Raw genomic sequence first — 17,383 nt, 5'->3', positions numbered from 1 at the left:
TTTGGATGGCCTGCGCTTAAGGATAGTTGGGAATTCGAGAGGTAAAGGCGAGATACGTAATTAGTTGTGGCAGACCGTTTGTCTGCCGCGCGCAGGCCCACGGAAGCCGGGGCCTGCGCCGCGCAAAAAAATTATTCTTCGCTGCCTTGCGCAGTTTCCGAAGGATAGGTAGTACGCCACAGCTCAAAACCGCCATCCATGCTGTAGACGTCGGAGAAACCTTGGCCGACCAGATAGGCAGCTGCGCCCTGACTGGAATTGCCGTGGTAGCAGACCACGACGGTCGGTGCATCCAGGTCGGCGCCTTGAATGAAAGCGTGCAGCGAATGGTTGTCGAGATGCTTCGAACCACTGATGTGCAGTGAGGCAAAGGTAGCCGGGTCGCGCACGTCGACTACGACGGCGCCTTGTTCACGCAGGGCCTGGGCCTGTTCCGGGGGGATTCGTTTGAATTCGCTCATGACAAAGTTCCTGTTGCTCAACTGAAGGCGCAGTCTAGCGCGGTGCGCCGACTGGCGAAGATTCGGAGATAAGTGGCGCGACCGTGTGCGCAAGCCCGCCGTGTTCATCGCATTTGCATGACAGGCGTTCGCCGCTGTCGACGTTCATCAGCGTCAGGCTGCCGCCCCATACGCATCCGGTGTCCAGCGCTGAAATGCCCGGCTCGTGGATATTGCCTTCAAGCGCTGCCCAGTGACCAAAAATGATGCGCAGGCCCTTGGTCTTGCGCTCCTTGTGCTGAAACCACGGCTTGTAGCCGGGCGGGGCGCTGTCCAGGCCTTCCTTGCTCTTGAGGTCAAGCTTGCCCTCGGCGGTGCAAAAGCGCATGCGCGTGAAGTAATTGGTGATCACCCGCAGGCGATCGATGCCTTTGAGGTCGTTGTCCCATTTTGCCGGCTCGTTGCCGTACATGCCGTCGAGGTAGGCGGGGAACACGTTGTCGTCGCGCAGTGCGGTCTCGACTTCGGCGGCGCACTTCAAGGCGCGGCGCAGCGACCATTGTGGCGGGATGCCGGCATGAACCATGGCGACATCACGGATTTCGTCGTAATGCATCAGCTTCTGCTGGCGCAGCCATTCCATCAGTTGCGGGCCATCCGGCGCCTCGATGATTTCGCGCAACGTGTCGCTTTTCTTCAAACGCTCGATTTTCTTCGCAGCGGCCAGCAGGTGCAGGTCGTGATTACCGAGCACGCACACCAGTGACTCACGCATCTGGTAGAGAAAGCGCAGGGTTTCCAGCGACTGCGGGCCACGATTGACCAGGTCGCCCACGAGCCACAGCCGATCCAGCTCCGGGTCAAAGGCAACTTGCTTGAGCAGACACTTGAGCGGTTCGAGGCAGCCCTGCAGGTCACCGACGGCGTAAGTCGTCATCAGTGCAGGGCTCCGGGTACAGCGAGGCGAAACGGTTTGATGACTGCATCGAAATGCTTGCCGTCATCGGCGAGCATTTGATAGGTGCCCTGCATGGTGCCGACCTTGGTGATCATTACCGTGCCGCTGGTATACGTGTGGCTTTCGCCCGCGGCGATCAGCGGCTTCTGGCCGACGACCCCTTCACCGCGCACTTCTTCGACATGGCCATTGCCATCGGTAATCACCCAATGCCGGGAGAGAAGTTTGGCCGCAATCTCACCGTTGTTCTGCACGGTAATGGTGTAGGCGAAGGCGAAACGGTCGTGTTCGGGTTGCGATTGGTCTGCCAGATAGTGGGTGACGACGCTGACATCGACCTGATAACGGGAATCGGACATGCAAGAAGGCCTTAACGAAGCGGAACGCGGGGCGTAGCTGATGGGGAATCAGTCTAGGCAAGTATCGGGCAGTAAACCAGAGTGGAGTGCTGCCCGATAGCGTTCATCGCTGGTCAGTCGGCGGCGGGAGCTGCCGGTACCTGTATCGCGAGCTGGTCGGCCAGGCGCACGAATGCGGCCAGATCAAGTTGCTCGGGACGCAGGCTGCCATCGACGCCGGCGGCTTCGATTTCGGCGTTGCTGAGCAATTGCTTGAGGGTATTGCGCAGGGTTTTGCGGCGCTGATTGAACGCTTCGCGCACAACGCGCTCGAGCAACTTGTGATCCTTGGCCGGGTGTGGCAATACCGCGTGGGGCACCAGGCGAACGATCGCCGAGTCGACTTTCGGCGGCGGATTGAACGCGCCCGGGCCGACGTTGAACAGATGTTCGACGCGGCAATGGTACTGAACCATGATCGACAGACGACCCCAGTCACCGCCACCCGGGCCTGCGGCCAGGCGCTCGACCACTTCTTTCTGCAACATGAAGTGCATGTCGCGGATGATGCCGGCGTTGTTCAGCAGGTGGAAAATCAGCGGCGTGGAGATGTTGTACGGCAGATTGCCGACCACCCGCAGGCTGTTCGGCGCGGCGTTCAGCGTATTGAAGTCGAATTTCAGCGCATCGCCCTGATGCAGGTTGAAATTGCTCATGCCGGCAAACTGCTGGTTGAGGATCGGGATCAGATCCTTGTCCAGTTCCACCACGTCGAGTTGGGCGCCGGAGCCAAGCAAGCCTTGGGTCAGGGCACCCTGGCCCGGGCCGATTTCCAGCAGGCGGTCGTCAGCCTTGGCATGGATCGAGCGCAGGATGCGGTCGATAACGCCAGCATCGTGGAGAAAGTTCTGGCCAAAGCGTTTGCGCGCCTTGTGTTGGTATTGCTCGTTCATAAACGGGTCTCGGCCATCTGGTAGGCGGTTTCCAGGGCCACTTGCAGGCTGCCGGTGTCGATCCTGCCGCTGCCGGCCAGGTCCAGGGCGGTGCCATGGTCGACCGAGGTGCGGATGATCGGCAGGCCCAGCGTCACGTTGACGGCAGCGCCGAAGCCTTTGTACTTGAGCACGGGCAAGCCCTGGTCGTGGTACATCGCCAGCACTGCATCGCAGTGCTCCAGATATTTGGGGGTAAACAGAGTGTCGGCAGGCAGCGGGCCACGAAGGTCCATGCCCTCGCTGCGCAGGCGCTCCAGGGTCGGTTCGATGATGTCGATTTCTTCATGGCCCAGGTGGCCGCCTTCACCGGCGTGCGGATTGAGTCCGCAGACCAGAATGCGTGGCTGGGCAATGCCGAATTTGTCTCGCAGATCGGCGTGCAGGATTCGCGTGACGCGCTCCAGCCGCTCTGGGGTGATCGCATCGGCAATCTCGCGCAGGGGCAGGTGCGTGGTGACCAGCGCCACGCGCAAACCACGCGTCGCAAGCATCATGACCACTTGCGCGGTGTGCGTCAGGTCGGCAAGAAACTCGGTGTGTCCGGAGAAGGCGATGCCTGACTCGTTGATCACGCCTTTATGCACCGGCGCTGTGATCATCCCGGCGAAGTCGCCGTTCAGGCAGCCGTTGCCGGCGCGGGTCAGGGTTTCGAGGACGAACGCCGCGTTGGACTTGTCCAGTTGCCCGGCAACTACCGGTGCGCTGAGCGGCGTATCCCAGACATACAGGCCACCGGCGGGTGCCGGAACATCAGGCCACTGATCCGGGGTGACATCCAGCAGATTGACGACCAGCCCCAGTTGCGCGGCCCGCTCAAGGAGCAGGTCGCGGCTGGTGATGGCAATCAGGGGATGTGGCTGGGCTTGCGAGGCGAGCAGCAGGCACAGGTCGGGACCGATGCCGGCTGGTTCGCCGGGTGTCAGCGCGAAACGCTTGGGTTTCACTGCGCTGCCTGGTCTGCACCAGGGAGTTTGATCTCTACGTACGCTTCGTCACGGATCTGACGCAGCCAGGTTTGCAGCTCTTCGTCGTATTTGCGGTTACGCAGTACGGTCATGGCTTGCTGCTCACGGGCCTGCTCGGTGCTGTCGGTGGCGCGACGGCCAAGGACTTCCAGCACGTGCCAGCCGTATTGGGTCTGGAATGGCTTGGACAGCTGGCCTTGTGGAGTCGAGGCCATCACTTCGCGGAATTCCGGTACGAGTACGTTCGGGTCGATCCAGTTCAGGTCGCCGCCATTGAGCGCGGAACCCGGATCTTCCGAGTAGTTTTTTGCCAGCTCGGCAAAGTCTTCGCCGGCGCTGATGCGGTCATACAACGATTGCACCAGTGCCTTGGTCTTGGCCTCGTCGCGGATCGGGCTTGGCTTGACCAGGATGTGCCGCACATGCACTTCGTCGCGCATCTGCGCTTCGCCGCCACGCTTGCCCAGCAGCTTCAGAATGATGAAACCGCCCGGGGTGCGTGCAGGTTGGGTGATGTCGCCGACGGCCATGCTGCTCAGTTCACGATCGAACGGCGGTGGCAGTTGCGCGGCTTTACGCCAGCCCATGTCGCCGCCTTCCAGCGCGTTGTCGCTGCCGGACTTGGCCACGGCCATCTGACCGAAGTCAGCGCCTTGCTTGAGCTGCTGGTAAACCTCCATCGCCTGGCGCGCAGCGCTCTGAATGGCATCAGAGTTGGCGCTTTCCGGGGTCGGGATCAGGATGTTGGCCAGGTGCAGTTCTTCGGACAGCTGCATTTTGCCGAGATCGGAGGCGAGGAAGTTCTTCACTTCCTGCTCCGAAACCTGAATGCGTTCTGCCACGCGTCGCTGACGCACACGGCTGATGATCATTTCGCGTTTGATCTGATCACGGGCGTCGTCATAGTTCAGGCCATCACGAGCCAGCGCAGCGCGGAACTGATCAACAGTCATGTTGTTGCGCTGGGCGATGGTGCCGACGGCCTGGTTGAGTTCTTCGTCAGTGATGCGGATACCGGAACGTTCGCCGATCTGCAGTTGCAGGTTTTCGACGATCAGGCGCTCGAGCACTTGCTGATCGAGCACGCCCGGAGGCGGCAGGCCGCCCCCGCGCTTGGCGATGGTCTGCTGAACTTCGTGAACGCGCTGGTCCAATTGGCTCTGCATGACCACGTCGTTGTCGACGATCGCCACCACTTTATCGATGGACTGCACGGCGGCGTTGGCCGCCGTGCCCAGGAACAGCGCGCCCAGCAGCAGCGGGCGCAGACAATCAGAAAGCTTGGTCTTCACGTTCACGATAACCTTGAATGCCTTTGTCGAGGAAGCTCTCTACCTTGGCGCCAGTCAGGCCGCCGAGCCCCTTCAGAACAATTTGGAGGAAGACGCCATGGTCGCCTTTTTCGTTTTGCGGAGCTTCCTGGCTGAACTCGTCATAGGAAACCCAGTAACGATTGATCAGGCGCAGTTTCCAGCAGCAGTTGTCGTATTCGAAACCACCGAAGGCTTCCAGGGTGCGATTGCGGTTGTAGTCGTACTGCCAGCGGCTGATGGCGTTCCACTGTGGAACGATCGGCCAGATGACGGAGAAGTCATGCTGCTGGATCTTGTAGTAATCCTTCACGTAGCCAGGCTGCCCGGGAACGCCGTAGTCACCACCGCCCACCGACCACTGACCGGTGTTCTGGTCGTAACGAACCTGATCATTACGATAGCGATAGCCGGCATTGATGACCTTGTTCGGGTTGTCTGCTGGCTGGTAGTGGAACATCGCACTGCCGGAGCGCGGGCTGCGGCTGTCCGGGTCCCAGTTGTAGTCGGCTGTGGCGCGCCAGTCGCGGTTCCAGCGGTACTCGTATTCAAGCGCGTACGGCGAGACACTGGATTTGGAATCTTCACGGGTTTTCGCATCGATACCAGGCAACTGCACTTCGCGATTCTTGAAGTAATAAGCCTGGCCTACGCTGATGCGCTGACGCTCGAAACCGTTGTCTTCGATCCAGCGGCTGGTTACGCCCAGCGACAGCTTGTTTTCGTCCCCGACACGGTCGGCGCCGGTAAAGCGGTTGTCACGGAACAGCGAGGAGTAGCTGAACGTCGTTTCGCTGGTATCGAACACCGGAATATCTTCCTGATCGACCTCAGGGACGTACAGGTAGAACAGGCGCGGTTCCAGAGTCTGGCGATAGTTCTTGCCGAAGTACGAAGTATTTCGGTCGAAGTAGAGGCCGCTATCAATGCTGGCGATCGGTACGCCACGATTCTGGTTGCTGTCGAACTTGCCGTAGAGCTTCTGGTTTGCTGGCGACAGTGCATCGATCTGCGCTTTACCGGTGTTGTCCAGATCAAGCTGATATTGGGTGTACTGATATTTCAGCGATGGCTTCAGGAAGCCATATGTCCAGCTCATCGGCAGGCTGACGCCCGGCTTCAGATTCAAGCGATCGCCATTGGCACGAGCCAGGCCGGTGATGTTGTTGTCCAGACGCGGCTCGGTGGTAATACCGTCTTCCTGGACAAAGGTGCCGCTTCTCAGGTCGCGGTCGAAACGCACCAGCTCGGTCTGATAATCGAAATCGAGGCCTTCTGGATGATAGGGCAGTTGACCATTGAAGGTGATCTGCGGCAGACGTCCGTAAGGCGTAATGTTCGAAACGGTGGCCAACTGATACTTCTGAGCGTTCAACGTGGCGGTATAGGAATCACCACGGTAAGAAACCAGGCCTTGTTGATTCACAAAGTCACTGCTCTTAACGCCAATCTGGTCGGTTTCCAGATCCTGGAAGTAGTAGGGGTCACTGATCTTGGTGTAATCGACCTGGGTCAGCACACGGGAGTCGAGACCGCCCTTGTGCTGCCAGTTGTACATGTAGCGAGTCTCGTTGTAGTCGGACTGGCGTTTGCGATCGTCGTTCTCGTCGTTCAGGTACGAGGCCCCGAACTGACCTTCACTCGACTTGGTCAGGTAACGGAATTCGCCTTCCACCAGCATGCCGCGCTTGCTCATGTAGCGCGGGTACAACGTGGCGTCATAGTTCGGCGCCAGGTTGAAGTAATAAGGCGTGACCAGCATGAAGCCGGTGTCGCTGCCCGAACCGATGGTCGGCGGCAGGAAGCCTGACTGGCGGCGGTCATCGATCGGGAAGTAGATGTACGGCGTGTACAGAATCGGAATGTCTTTGACGCGCAAGGTCACGTTGGTCGCGGTACCGAAACCGGTGGCCGGATTCAATGTGATGTTGTTGCCCTTGAGCTGCCACGCGTTGCTGTTCGGTTCGCACGTGGTGTACGTGCCGTCCTTCAAGCGGATGATCGCGTTCTCGGCACGCTTGGCGTACAGCGCGTTACCGCGGATGCGCGATTTGTGCATCACGTACTCGGCGTTGTCGACCTTGGCTTCACCGGTGTCGAGCTGCACATCGGCGTGGTCGCCGACGATCAGCGCACCGTTGTCGCGGATGCGTACGTTGCCGGCCAGTTCGCCACGGCTCTCGGCCTGATACAGGTTGGCCTCGTCGGCTTCGACCTGCATGCTGCCCTGACGCATGATCACGTCACCGGCGAGGCTGGCGACCTGGGTGTCCTGCTCGTAACGCGATGCTTTGGCACCGATGAAGGTCGGCGCATCACTTTTATTCGTCTTGTCATTCATGCCAGGACGAATCGGTTCGATATAGGAACCAGAGCAGTAAGGACCAGTCTCGGCCAATTGGGCGGCGGTGAGCTTCTCGCGCGGAACCCAGTCGAGGTGACTGTAGTCTTCGCTACGGGATTTCAGGCCGCGGCCCTTGGCTTCGGTGACCAGTGCGGTTTTCGCGCCAGTGTCGGCGTCGGAACCCTTGTCGGCCACAGGCTCGCCGGCGGCGCTGACGGCACTGCCGTCATGCACCGGACGCGGCGGCAATGCCGCGGCGGGCGACTTGGGCGCACAGTCCCAGCCACCCGTAGCCGAGACGGAGCAGTCATACTGCTCGGCGGCAACAACGAATTGACTGGCCAGAGGTTGCATAGCCAGCAGACTGCCGGTTACCAACAACGGAAATTTTTTACGAAACGCGGGGGATTTCAATGCCATCTTATTAGTCCGGGCTTCCTGCGTGCCATCTGCCCGCGGTGTGGGCCGCACGCCTCTCGATGGTCTGAAAAAGATGCTGGATAATAAAGCATGACCCGCTTGACGGCTAGCGCCGTCGGAGACCCTTGCAATGCCTGACCAAGATGTACGCTTGCAACACCTGAAAGTTTGGCTCGATGAGCAGTTGGCGAAGCTGTTTGCCGAGCAGGGCTGGGGCACCGTGCCCCCGGCCACGTTGACCGCGGCCAGCAGCGACGCGAGTTTCCGTCGTTACTTCCGTTGGGAGGGCGACGGTCGCAGCTTCATCGTAATGGACGCGCCGCCACCGCAGGAAAACTGCAAACCGTTCGTGGATATCGCCTTTTTGCTGGCGAAATCCGGAATAAATGTGCCGAAAATTTATGCCGAAGACCTCGAGCGCGGTTTTCTTTTGCTCAATGACCTGGGCAACAAGACCTATCTCGACGTGATCGATGGCGAAAATGCCGACGCGTTATTCCACGATGCCCTGCAAGCGCTGTTGGCTTTTCAACAGTTGCCGATGGTCGCACCGTTGCCCGGTTACGACGTCGCCCTGTTGCGGCGTGAACTCGAGTTGTTCCCCGAGTGGTACGTCAAGCATGAGCTGGGCATCGAGTTCGATGCGGCGCAGCAGCAACAGTGGCAGCACATCAGCCAGCTGCTGATCGACAGCGCGCTGGCGCAGCCGAAAGTGCTGGTGCACCGCGACTACATGCCACGCAACCTGATGCTCAGCGAGCCCAACCCCGGCGTGCTGGATTTTCAGGATGCGGTATACGGCCCGGTGACTTACGACGTTACTTGCCTGTTCAAGGACGCGTTCCTCAGCTGGCCTGAAGAACGTGTACGCGGCTGGCTGGAGAGTTATTGGCAGCAGGCCTCGGCGCTGGATATTCCGGTGCAGACGGATTTCGAAGATTTCCTGCGCGCCAGCGACCTGATGGGCGTGCAGCGTCACCTGAAAGTCATCGGCATCTTCGCGCGGATCTGCCATCGCGACGGCAAGCCGCGTTATCTGGCCGACGTGCCGCGCTTCTTCTCTTATATAGAAGCAGTGATCGCCCGCCGTCCCGAACTGGCGGAGCTGCAAGCGCTGTTCAGCAGCTTGCATGCTGGAGCGACGGCATGAAGGCAATGATTCTGGCGGCGGGCAAAGGCGAGCGCATGCGCCCCCTGACCCTGACCACGCCTAAACCGCTGGTGCGTGCCGGCGGTCTGCCGCTGATCGAGTATCACCTGCGCGCCCTCGCGGCCGCAGGCTTCAACGACATCGTCATCAACCACGCCTGGCTCGGTCAGCAGATCGAAGATCATCTGGGCGACGGTTCGCGTTTCGGTCTGAGCATTCAGTATTCGCCGGAGGGCGAGCCGCTGGAAACCGGCGGCGGGATTTTCCGTGCACTGCCGTTGCTCGGTGACGATGCGTTTCTGGTGGTCAACGGCGACATCTGGACCGATTACGACTTCAGCGTGTTGCACCAGCCGATCAATGGTTTGGCGCATCTGGTGCTGGCGGACAATCCGGCGCATCACCCGAAGGGCGATTTCACCCTGATCGACGGCAAAGTGCAGGACGGCGAGCCTGATGCACCTACTCTGACTTACAGCGGTATCGCCGTGCTTCATCCGCAGCTGTTCGACGGTTGCAGCGACGGTGCTTTCAAACTCGCGCCTTTGTTGCGCAAAGCCATGGCCGACGGCGAAGTCACGGGCGAGCGCCTGAAGGGCCATTGGGTGGATGTCGGTACCCATGAACGCTTGGCCGAAGCCGAAGCCCTGATAGAAGCGAGTCGCTGAGATGTTGTGGCCAGGGACTCTGATTGGAGCCGGAGTGGGGTACGCGATTGCCAGCATTCCGGGGGCCATGCTTGGAGCGTTGTTGGGGCAGGCGCTGGATCGGCGCCTGCAGCTGCAGAGCTGGGGACACTTGCGGGAAAAGCTCGGCGGTCGGCCGATGCTGCGCAACGATGAGCTGCTGTTCGTCTTGCTCGGGCGTCTGGCCAAGAGCGACGGGCGCGTCACGGACGGGCACATCCAGCAGGCGCGCAATGAAATGCGCGCATTGGAGATGAGCGAGCCGGCGACACGGCGGGCCATTGCTGCGTTCAATCGTGGCAAGTCCGGCAGCGACAATCTGCGCGGTTATCTGCGCCGTCTGAGTTCGCAACCGCATGCGACCGAAGGTGTGTTGCGCGCCTGTTGGCGGATGGTCTGGGCCGATGGTCGCGCCGGTGTCAGCGAACGCGAGTTGCTGGCGCAGTGGGGCAAGTGGCTGGGCTGGACGTCGCAGCAGGTGCAAGCGCTGGCCAGCGATTACGAGCCGGGCAAGCGGCCGATTGTCAGTGCGGCGGTGAGTTATCAGGAGGCGATGAAGTTGCTTGGGGTGTCGGCGAGCAGCGAGCCGGCGCAGATCAAGCGCGCTTACCGGCGATTGCTCAGTCGCCATCACCCGGACAAGATTGCCGGCAGCGGCGCGACGCCGGCTCAGGTGCGTGAGGCGACCGAGCGGACGCGGGAATTGCACAATGCCTATACGTTGATTCGGGAGCGGCGGGATTTTCGCTGACCCTTGAAGATCAGAAGATCGCAGCCTTCGGCAGCTCCTACCCTTGGAATGCATTTTCCTGTAGGCGCTGCCGAAGGCTGCGATCTTTTGCTTTTATCAGTCCGTATTTTGTGGATTCAACCAGCCCCGCACCCGTCGAACCAGCTGTTCCTGCTCAGCCTTTTTGTCCGGCAACACCTTCAACGCGACCTGGCTGAACGCCGAGGTCTTCAGGCGCTTGCTGGCCTGCATGCGCTCCAGCGCCGCGTTGCGATCGAGGGCTTTGTCCATATAGAAAATATCCGCCGTCGGCAGCTTCAGCGTCGGCGTCAATTCGGCGAGTGGCGGCAGGGCTTTGGCCGGTGCTTGCGCGTCAACCATGACCAGTTTCTCCACCTGAGGCGTTTGTCGCTCGCTGAGAAAACGCGCCGCCCAGTAGGCACCGGTGCCGTGACCGAGCACGACAATGCTGCGCGCGCTCTGCTGTTCGGCGTAGGCGATCGCTGCGTCGATCCGTCCGAAGACGCGTTCGGCATCGGCCTTGGCTTGTTCTTCGCTGGTTTGCGCCACGACCTGTTCAGCAACTTCCGCTTCACCGCCAGCGGCTTGTTCGATCGGTTGCGCAGTGGTCGCGTCTTTGCTCGTGGTTTCCGGGGCTTTCGGCGCCGCAGCCGGTTCGATCACGCGTGGGGCGATGGCGTCGCCTTGCAGATCGGGCAGGGTGATGCTCAGGCTGCTCCAACCGGCGTCCGGCAATTGGCGCCGCAACGGGCCGACGGCCTGCGGCCAGTCAGCGGTTTCGCCAACACCGGGAACGATGATCACCGCACCTTTGGGCTCGGCGCTGTTGGCCGGTTTCCACAGGGCGAGGAAGGTCTCGCTGCCAGCCTGTAACTGTTGCTGCTCTTGCGCCGGCAGTTTACGTTGCAGTGCGGCCGCCTCTTCCTGACTACGCTCAAGCAGTGGCTGGCGCTCGGCCGGTTTTTCTTCGGCGGGCTTGTCCGTGGCGGCGGGCGCCGGGTCGGCGGCTTCGACGGAAAACGCACAGGGCAGGATCAGCGACAGGCACAATGCTGGCAGTGCCAGGCGGTAGACAGAGGGCATCGGTTATTCCAGGCCAGAAAGTATCCCGGCAGCCTAATGGGTTGGTCAGAATTTGTCAGTGTATGAGACTTCAATGAAGCGATTTTGCTGCCTGTGGGTTATCGGCTGTTTGTGGTTTCCCTTGATGGGCTGGGCGGCGCCTGCGCCACCGGCCCATGCCGCGCAACTGACGCCAGAGCAGCAGCAATGGCTGGCGCAGCACAATGAGTTGCGCGTCGGCCTGGTCCTGCAGGCGCCCTACGCGACTTATGATCGGCGCCTGCAGCGCCTGTCCGGGGCCAATGTCGAGTTGATGAAACTGCTCGCCAGAACCCTGGGCGTGGAACTGAGCTGGCGCAATTTCCAGGACCTCGGGCAGTTGGAAAGCGCGTTGCGCGAGGGTGAGATCGATATCGCCCCGGGTCTGAGTCAAACGCCGGGCGCGCTGCGCCACTGGCAATTTTCCGACCCGTACATGCGCGTGCCGCAGCTGGTGGTCAGCGACCAGAAAAGCAGCGGCGCAGTCGATCTGGAAAAACTCGACAGCCAGACTCGCGTCGCCGTGCGCATGCCGAGCAGCACCGCCGATTATCTGCGCAGCAACTATCCGCACCTGAACCTGCAAGGCGTGCCGCTGGAGCGTCAGGCGTTGCAGTTGCTGTTGAGTCAGCAGGCCTCCTACGCGGTGGTTGATGAAGCACAGTTGGGACGCCTGTCGGTGGAGCCGGAGTTCGCCGAACTGGTGGTGGTCGGCGATATCGGCCTGCCGCAATTGCTGCGTGTGGCGTCACGGCGGGATTGGCCGGAACTGGCCGGCATCGTCCAGAGCGCCTTGCGTGCGATTCCGGCCAAGGATCTGGAACAACTGCACAATCAGTGGCTGCAACCGAAATACCCACGGCTGGCCGAATCGCCGGGGTTCTGGCAGAACCTCAGCCTGTTGTTTGCCGTGATGCTGTTCAGTTGCGTGGCGATCGTGGTCTGGCAGCGACGCCAACAGCACAGCCTCGAACAGCGCCTGCTCAGCGCCCGCGAGGACATCGCGTTGCGCGCAGCCAGTGAAGAAGCGCTGCGGCTGACGCAGTTTTCCATCGACCAAAGCACCGTTGGCATTCTGTGGGTCAATTGGGACAGCCATGTGCGCTACGCCAACCGCGCAGCGGAAAACATGCTCGGCTATCCCTCGGGCGGGCTGATCGAGCGGCCGCTGATCGACTTCGAACCCGGCCTGCACATGGATCGCTGGCTCAATCTGTGGAAGCGTGCGCGGGCCAGTGAAGAAGGGCCGCTGAGCTTCGAAACCAGTTGCCTGCGTGCCGACGGCAGCGTGTTGCCGGCGGATGTGTCCCTGAGTTTTCTGCGCTTTCGTGACAGTGAATATCTGGTGGTCTACCTCACCGACGTCACCGATCGGCGCCGCGCACTGGCCGCGTTGCAGGAAAGTGAAGCGCGCCTGCAAGGCATCGCCGCCAACGTCCCAGGCCTGGTGTTTCGGCTGGAGCGGGCGCCGGTCACCGGGCAGATCGACTTTGCCTACATCAGCGAGGGCAGCGAGACGCTGGTCGGCTACGCGCCGGCGGCCATTGCTCACCGCGACATGGGCCTGCGCAGTCTGGTGCATCCCGACGACAAGGCCAGTTATCACCGCACCCAGGATCAGGCACTGGACACCGACAGCGACTGGTCGTGGCAGGGCCGCATCGTCACGCGTCAGGGCGAGCAGCGCTGGGCCGAGATCAAGGCGATCACCCGGCAACTGGAGGACGGCGCCTACGTGTGGGACGGCATCGTCTGGGACATCAGCGAAAGCAAACGCATCGAGCTGGAACTGGCGGCTTCGCGCGAGCAGTTGCGTGAATTGTCGGCGCACCTGGAGAGCGTGCGCGAAGAAGAGAAGGCGCGCATCGCCCGCGAGGTCCATGATGAGTTGGGACAGATGCTCACCGTGCTGAAACTGGAGACATCGATGTGCGAACTGGCCTACGCGCAACTCGATCCGGGTCTGAACGAACGGCTCAACAGCATGAAGCGCCTGATCGCACAACTATTTCAGCTGGTGCGCGATGTGGCGACGGCGTTGCGCCCGCCGATCCTCGATGCCGGGATTGCCTCGGCGATCGAGTGGCAGGCGCGGCGCTTCGAGGCGCGCACGCAGATTCCGTGTCTGGTGCAGGTGCCGGACAACCTGCCGGCGCTCAGCGATGCCAAAGCGGTGGGGCTGTTCCGGATTTTGCAGGAGGCGCTGACCAACGTGATGCGTCATGCTCAGGCGCATACTGTGGAATTGACGCTGGCGCTTGCGGGCAATGAATTGTGTCTGACCGTCAGCGATGATGGCGTGGGATTTGTCACCGCTGAAGATCGGCCGACGTCGTTTGGCCTGGTCGGCATGCGTGAGCGGGTGCTGATCATGGGCGGGCGGCTGGAGCTGGAGAGCGAGCCGGGGGAGGGCACCAGTCTTAAGGTGTGGGTGCCGGTGAGTGAGGTCTGAAGGTTTGTGTTGTGAGTGCTGACGCCTTCGCGAGCAGGCTCGCTCCCACCGGGGGAGAATGCATTCCAAGGTGGGAGCGAGCCTGCTCGCGAAATATTTTGGCTGAGGAGAAGAACGTGATCCGTGTACTGGTAGCCGAAGACCACACCATCGTCCGCGAGGGCATCAAGCAATTGATCGGCCTGGCCAAGGATCTGCAAGTAGTGGGGGAGGCGAGCAATGGCGAGCAACTGCTGGAAACCCTGCGCAGCGTACCGTGCGAAGTGGTGCTGCTGGACATCTCCATGCCCGGGGTCAATGGCCTGGAAGCGATCCCGCGCATCCGTGCGCTGAACAATCCGCCGGCGATTCTGGTGCTGTCGATGCACGACGAAGCGCAAATGGCTGCACGCGCATTGAAGGTCGGCGCGGCCGGGTATGCGACCAAGGACAGCGATCCGGCGCTGCTGCTTACGGCGATCCGCAAGGTCGCGGCGGGTGGGCGCTACATTGATCCGGAACTGGCCGACCGCATGGTCTTCGAAGTCGGCCTGACCGATACCCGGCCGCTGCATTCGTTGTTGTCCGAACGCGAGTTCTCGGTGTTCGAACGCCTGGCCCAAGGTGCCAACGTCAACGATATCGCCCAGCAACTGGCCCTGAGCAGCAAGACCATCAGCACCCACAAGGCGCGCCTGATGCAAAAGCTCAACATCACCTCGCTGGCGGAACTGGTGAAATACGCGATGGAACACAAACTTCTCTGACCCACCGCTATCAACTGTAGGAGTGAGCCTGCTCGCGATAGCGTCCTTCCTGAAAACAATTCAGTGACTGATGCACCGCTATCGCGAGCAGGCTCACTCCTACAATGGATCTGCGTGCAGGCATATCCATTAGCGACAGCCGCTTTCGCCCTTGCTTGCGGCTTGCAGCTCACCGCTCGCCACTGCTTTATCCATTAGCGCCATCCTTGTAGGGCAATCCCTACCCCCAACCTTCCATTGTGCTTAAGCGATTCTCTCCTGCGCCCCGATTTGCGTGGCAGGCGCCAGCCACTAGGCTTGATGAACAAGCAGTCATCAACAGCAAGGGTGTGGGTATGAGCCAGGTCGATACAAGCGCAGGGACCAGTGATGTGCTGGTCAGCTTTCGTGGTGTGCAGAAGAGCTACGACGGCGAGAACCTGATCGTCAAAGACCTCAACCTGGACATTCGCAAAGGCGAATTCCTCACCCTGCTCGGGCCGTCCGGTTCCGGCAAGACCACCAGCCTGATGATGCTCGCCGGTTTCGAAACACCGACCGCCGGGGAAATCCTCCTCGCCGGGCGTTCGATCAACAACGTACCGCCGCACAAGCGTGACATCGGCATGGTGTTCCAGAACTACGCGCTGTTCCCGCACATGACCGTCGCAGAGAACCTTGCGTTTCCGCTGACCGTGCGTGGCCTGAACAAAAGCGATGTCAGCGAGCGGGTAAAGAAAGTCCTCAGCATGGTTCAGCTCGATGCCTTCGCTTCGCGCTATCCGGCGCAGTTGTCTGGTGGTCAGCAGCAGCGCGTGGCATTGGCCCGCGCGCTGGTGTTCGAACCGCAACTGGTGCTGATGGACGAACCCCTCGGCGCCCTCGACAAGCAATTGCGTGAACACATGCAGATGGAGATCAAGCACCTGCACCAGCGCCTCGGCGTGACCGTGGTCTACGTGACCCACGATCAGGGCGAAGCGCTGACCATGTCCGACCGCGTTGCCGTGTTCCATCAAGGCGAGATCCAGCAGATCGCGCCGCCACGCACGCTGTATGAAGAGCCGAAGAACACTTTCGTCGCCAACTTCATCGGCGAGAACAACCGTCTCAACGGACGCCTGCTCAGCCAGAGCGGCGAGCGTTGTGTGGTCGAGTTGGGCCGTGGCGAAAAGGTCGAGGCGCTGGCAGTCAACGTCGGCCAGACCGGCGAGCCGGTGACCCTGTCGATCCGTCCGGAACGCGTCAGCCTCAATGGTTCGAGCGATCAATGTGTCAACCGCTTCTCAGGGAGGGTGGCGGAATTCATCTATCTGGGCGACCACGTTCGGGTGCGCCTGGAAGTCTGCGGCAAGAGCGACTTCTTCGTGAAACAGCCGATTGCCGAGCTCGATCCTGCGCTCAGTGTCGGTGACGTGGTACCGCTTGGCTGGCAGGTCGAGCACGTACGCGCGCTCGATCCGCTTTCAGAAGCGCATTAAGAGGCGCACCAAGCGCCCCGGCAATACCAACACCAACCCTGCACGTGGAGAGAACAATAAATGTTGAGATCCCTGAAGTTCACCGCCCTGACTCTGGGCCTGATGGGTGCGAGCGGCGCGATGGCTGCCGGCCCGGACTTGACCGTGGTGTCGTTTGGCGGGGCGAACAAGGCGGCGCAAGTCAAAGCCTTCTATGCACCGTGGGAAGCGGCGGGCAACGGCAAGATCGTTGCCGGCGAATACAACGGCGAAATGGCCAAGGTCAAAGCCATGGTCGACACCAAGAGCGTGTCCTGGGACCTGGTCGAAGTTGAATCGCCAGAATTGTCCCGTGGTTGCGACGAAGACATGTTCGAGCAACTCGACCCGGCGCTGTTCGGCAAGAGCGAAGACTACGTCAAAGGCGCGATTCAGCCTTGCGGCGTGGGCTTCTTCGTTTGGTCGACCGTATTGGCTTACAACGCTGACAAGCTGAAAACTGCACCGACCAGTTGGGCGGATTTCTGGGACACCAAGAAATTCCCCGGCAAGCGTGGCCTGCGCAAAGGCGCCAAGTACACCCTCGAATTTGCGCTGATGGCCGATGGCGTGGCGCCGAAAGACGTCTACAAAGAGCTGGCGAGCAAGGGCGGACAGGATCGCGCCTTCAAGAAACTCGATGAGCTCAAGCCAAGCATTCAGTGGTGGGAAGCCGGCGCACAGCCGCCGCAGTACCTCGCTTCCGGTGACGTGGTCATGAGCTCGGCCTACAACGGTCGCATCGCGGCGGTGCAGAAAGAATCCAATCTGAAAGTGGTATGGAACGGCGGCATCTACGACTTCGATGCCTGGGCCATTCCGAAAGGTCTGGACGCCAAGCGCGCGGAAGCGGCGAAGAAATTCATCGCTTTCTCGGTACAGCCGCAGCAGCAGAAGACCTACTCGGAAAACATCGCCTACGGCCCGGCCAACACCCAGGCCGTGCCGCTGCTGGCCAAGGATGTCCTGAAAGACATGCCGACCACCCCGGAAAACATCGCCAACCAGGTGCAGATCGACGTCAGCTTCTGGGCTGACAACGGCGAACAACTGGAACAGCGCTTCAATTCCTGGGCGGCGAAATAACCCAGCTCAAAACTGGATGAGAACTCCTGTGGCGAGGGAGCTTGCTCCCGCTTGCGTGCCCAGCACTCACAAAATTGGCAGTGCCAACCCGATTTTGGGGCCGCTTCGCAGCCCAGCACGAGCAAGCTCGCTCGCCACAGGGGCCGCCATCCTCAGCGTGGTG

The 17,383-nt window shown here is 60.9% G+C and carries 15 protein-coding genes; 7 read left to right on the top strand and 8 right to left on the bottom strand.

Features of this window, described 5'->3' with window-relative positions; translation table 11 throughout:
- Positions 1 to 131: 131 nt before the first annotated feature.
- From glpE to LIS66_RS24360, 7 genes are all read right to left on the bottom strand, one after another.
- Positions 132 to 461 carry a thiosulfate sulfurtransferase GlpE gene (glpE, locus tag LIS66_RS24390; RefSeq protein ID WP_042610116.1) on the bottom strand — a complete coding sequence of 110 codons (330 nt, stop codon included), beginning with the start codon at positions 459 to 461 and terminating at the stop codon, positions 132 to 134.
- A gap of 34 nt (positions 462 to 495) precedes the next feature.
- Positions 496 to 1,377, bottom strand: coding sequence for a symmetrical bis(5'-nucleosyl)-tetraphosphatase (locus tag LIS66_RS24385; RefSeq protein WP_227973186.1), 882 nt, complete (start codon positions 1,375 to 1,377; stop codon positions 496 to 498).
- Positions 1,377 to 1,757, bottom strand: coding sequence for a Co2+/Mg2+ efflux protein ApaG (gene apaG, locus LIS66_RS24380; protein WP_042610118.1), 381 nt, complete (start codon positions 1,755 to 1,757; stop codon positions 1,377 to 1,379). The genes LIS66_RS24385 and apaG overlap by 1 nt, the downstream gene beginning before the upstream one ends.
- 113 nt (positions 1,758 to 1,870) lie before the next feature.
- Entirely contained in the window at positions 1,871 to 2,689 is an 819-nt protein-coding gene (rsmA, locus tag LIS66_RS24375; RefSeq protein WP_039757718.1) for a 16S rRNA (adenine(1518)-N(6)/adenine(1519)-N(6))-dimethyltransferase RsmA, read from the bottom strand.
- Positions 2,686 to 3,675: a 4-hydroxythreonine-4-phosphate dehydrogenase PdxA gene (gene pdxA, locus LIS66_RS24370; RefSeq protein ID WP_083353693.1), complete on the bottom strand. Its 990-nt coding sequence runs from the start codon at positions 3,673 to 3,675 to the stop codon at positions 2,686 to 2,688. The genes rsmA and pdxA overlap by 4 nt, the downstream gene beginning before the upstream one ends.
- Positions 3,672 to 4,994, bottom strand: a complete 1,323-nt coding sequence (gene surA / locus LIS66_RS24365) for a peptidylprolyl isomerase SurA (protein ID WP_185053921.1) — start codon at positions 4,992 to 4,994, stop codon at positions 3,672 to 3,674. Before surA ends, pdxA begins: the two co-directional genes overlap by 4 nt.
- On the bottom strand, positions 4,969 to 7,770 hold the full coding sequence (locus LIS66_RS24360) for an LPS-assembly protein LptD (protein WP_042610121.1): 2,802 nt from the start codon (positions 7,768 to 7,770) through the stop codon (positions 4,969 to 4,971). Before LIS66_RS24360 ends, surA begins: the two co-directional genes overlap by 26 nt.
- 130 nt (positions 7,771 to 7,900) lie before the next feature.
- On the opposite strand from LIS66_RS24360, the gene LIS66_RS24355 reads away from it, so the two are divergent.
- From LIS66_RS24355 to LIS66_RS24345, 3 genes are read left to right on the top strand one after another with little or no spacing between them, the layout of a single operon-like run.
- Positions 7,901 to 8,920 carry an aminoglycoside phosphotransferase family protein gene (locus LIS66_RS24355; protein WP_123417897.1) on the top strand — a complete coding sequence of 340 codons (1,020 nt, stop codon included), beginning with the start codon at positions 7,901 to 7,903 and terminating at the stop codon, positions 8,918 to 8,920.
- Entirely contained in the window at positions 8,917 to 9,588 is a 672-nt protein-coding gene (gene murU, locus LIS66_RS24350; RefSeq protein WP_083353691.1) for an N-acetylmuramate alpha-1-phosphate uridylyltransferase MurU, read from the top strand. Before LIS66_RS24355 ends, murU begins: the two co-directional genes overlap by 4 nt.
- Position 9,589: 1 nt before the next feature.
- On the top strand, positions 9,590 to 10,357 hold the full coding sequence (locus LIS66_RS24345; protein ID WP_042610124.1) for a TerB family tellurite resistance protein: 768 nt from the start codon (positions 9,590 to 9,592) through the stop codon (positions 10,355 to 10,357).
- 96 nt (positions 10,358 to 10,453) lie between these two features.
- On the opposite strand, the gene LIS66_RS24340 is transcribed toward LIS66_RS24345, so the two are convergent.
- Complete coding sequence (locus LIS66_RS24340) at positions 10,454 to 11,440, bottom strand: alpha/beta hydrolase family protein (protein WP_227973185.1); 987 nt, start codon at positions 11,438 to 11,440, stop codon at positions 10,454 to 10,456.
- Positions 11,441 to 11,513: 73 nt separating this feature from the next.
- On the opposite strand from LIS66_RS24340, the gene LIS66_RS24335 reads away from it, so the two are divergent.
- From LIS66_RS24335 to LIS66_RS24320, 4 genes are all read left to right on the top strand, one after another.
- Entirely contained in the window at positions 11,514 to 13,910 is a 2,397-nt protein-coding gene (locus LIS66_RS24335; protein WP_227973184.1) for a PAS domain S-box protein, read from the top strand.
- 116 nt (positions 13,911 to 14,026) lie between these two features.
- A complete protein-coding gene (locus tag LIS66_RS24330) occupies positions 14,027 to 14,656 on the top strand; it encodes a response regulator transcription factor (protein WP_003228820.1) in 630 nt (209 codons plus the stop codon).
- Positions 14,657 to 14,991: 335 nt separating this feature from the next.
- Positions 14,992 to 16,116 carry an ABC transporter ATP-binding protein gene (locus LIS66_RS24325; RefSeq protein ID WP_042610424.1) on the top strand — a complete coding sequence of 375 codons (1,125 nt, stop codon included), beginning with the start codon at positions 14,992 to 14,994 and terminating at the stop codon, positions 16,114 to 16,116.
- A 60-nt stretch (positions 16,117 to 16,176) separates the two neighbouring features.
- Entirely contained in the window at positions 16,177 to 17,220 is a 1,044-nt protein-coding gene (locus LIS66_RS24320; protein WP_227973183.1) for an ABC transporter substrate-binding protein, read from the top strand.
- Positions 17,221 to 17,383: the final 163 nt, after the last annotated feature.

The organism is Pseudomonas sp. HN2, assembly GCF_020736465.1.
Lineage (GTDB): Bacteria > Pseudomonadota > Gammaproteobacteria > Pseudomonadales > Pseudomonadaceae > Aquipseudomonas > Aquipseudomonas moraviensis_A.
Note: the sequence above shows the minus strand (reverse complement) of the source record. Positions and strands in the feature narration are given on the sequence as shown.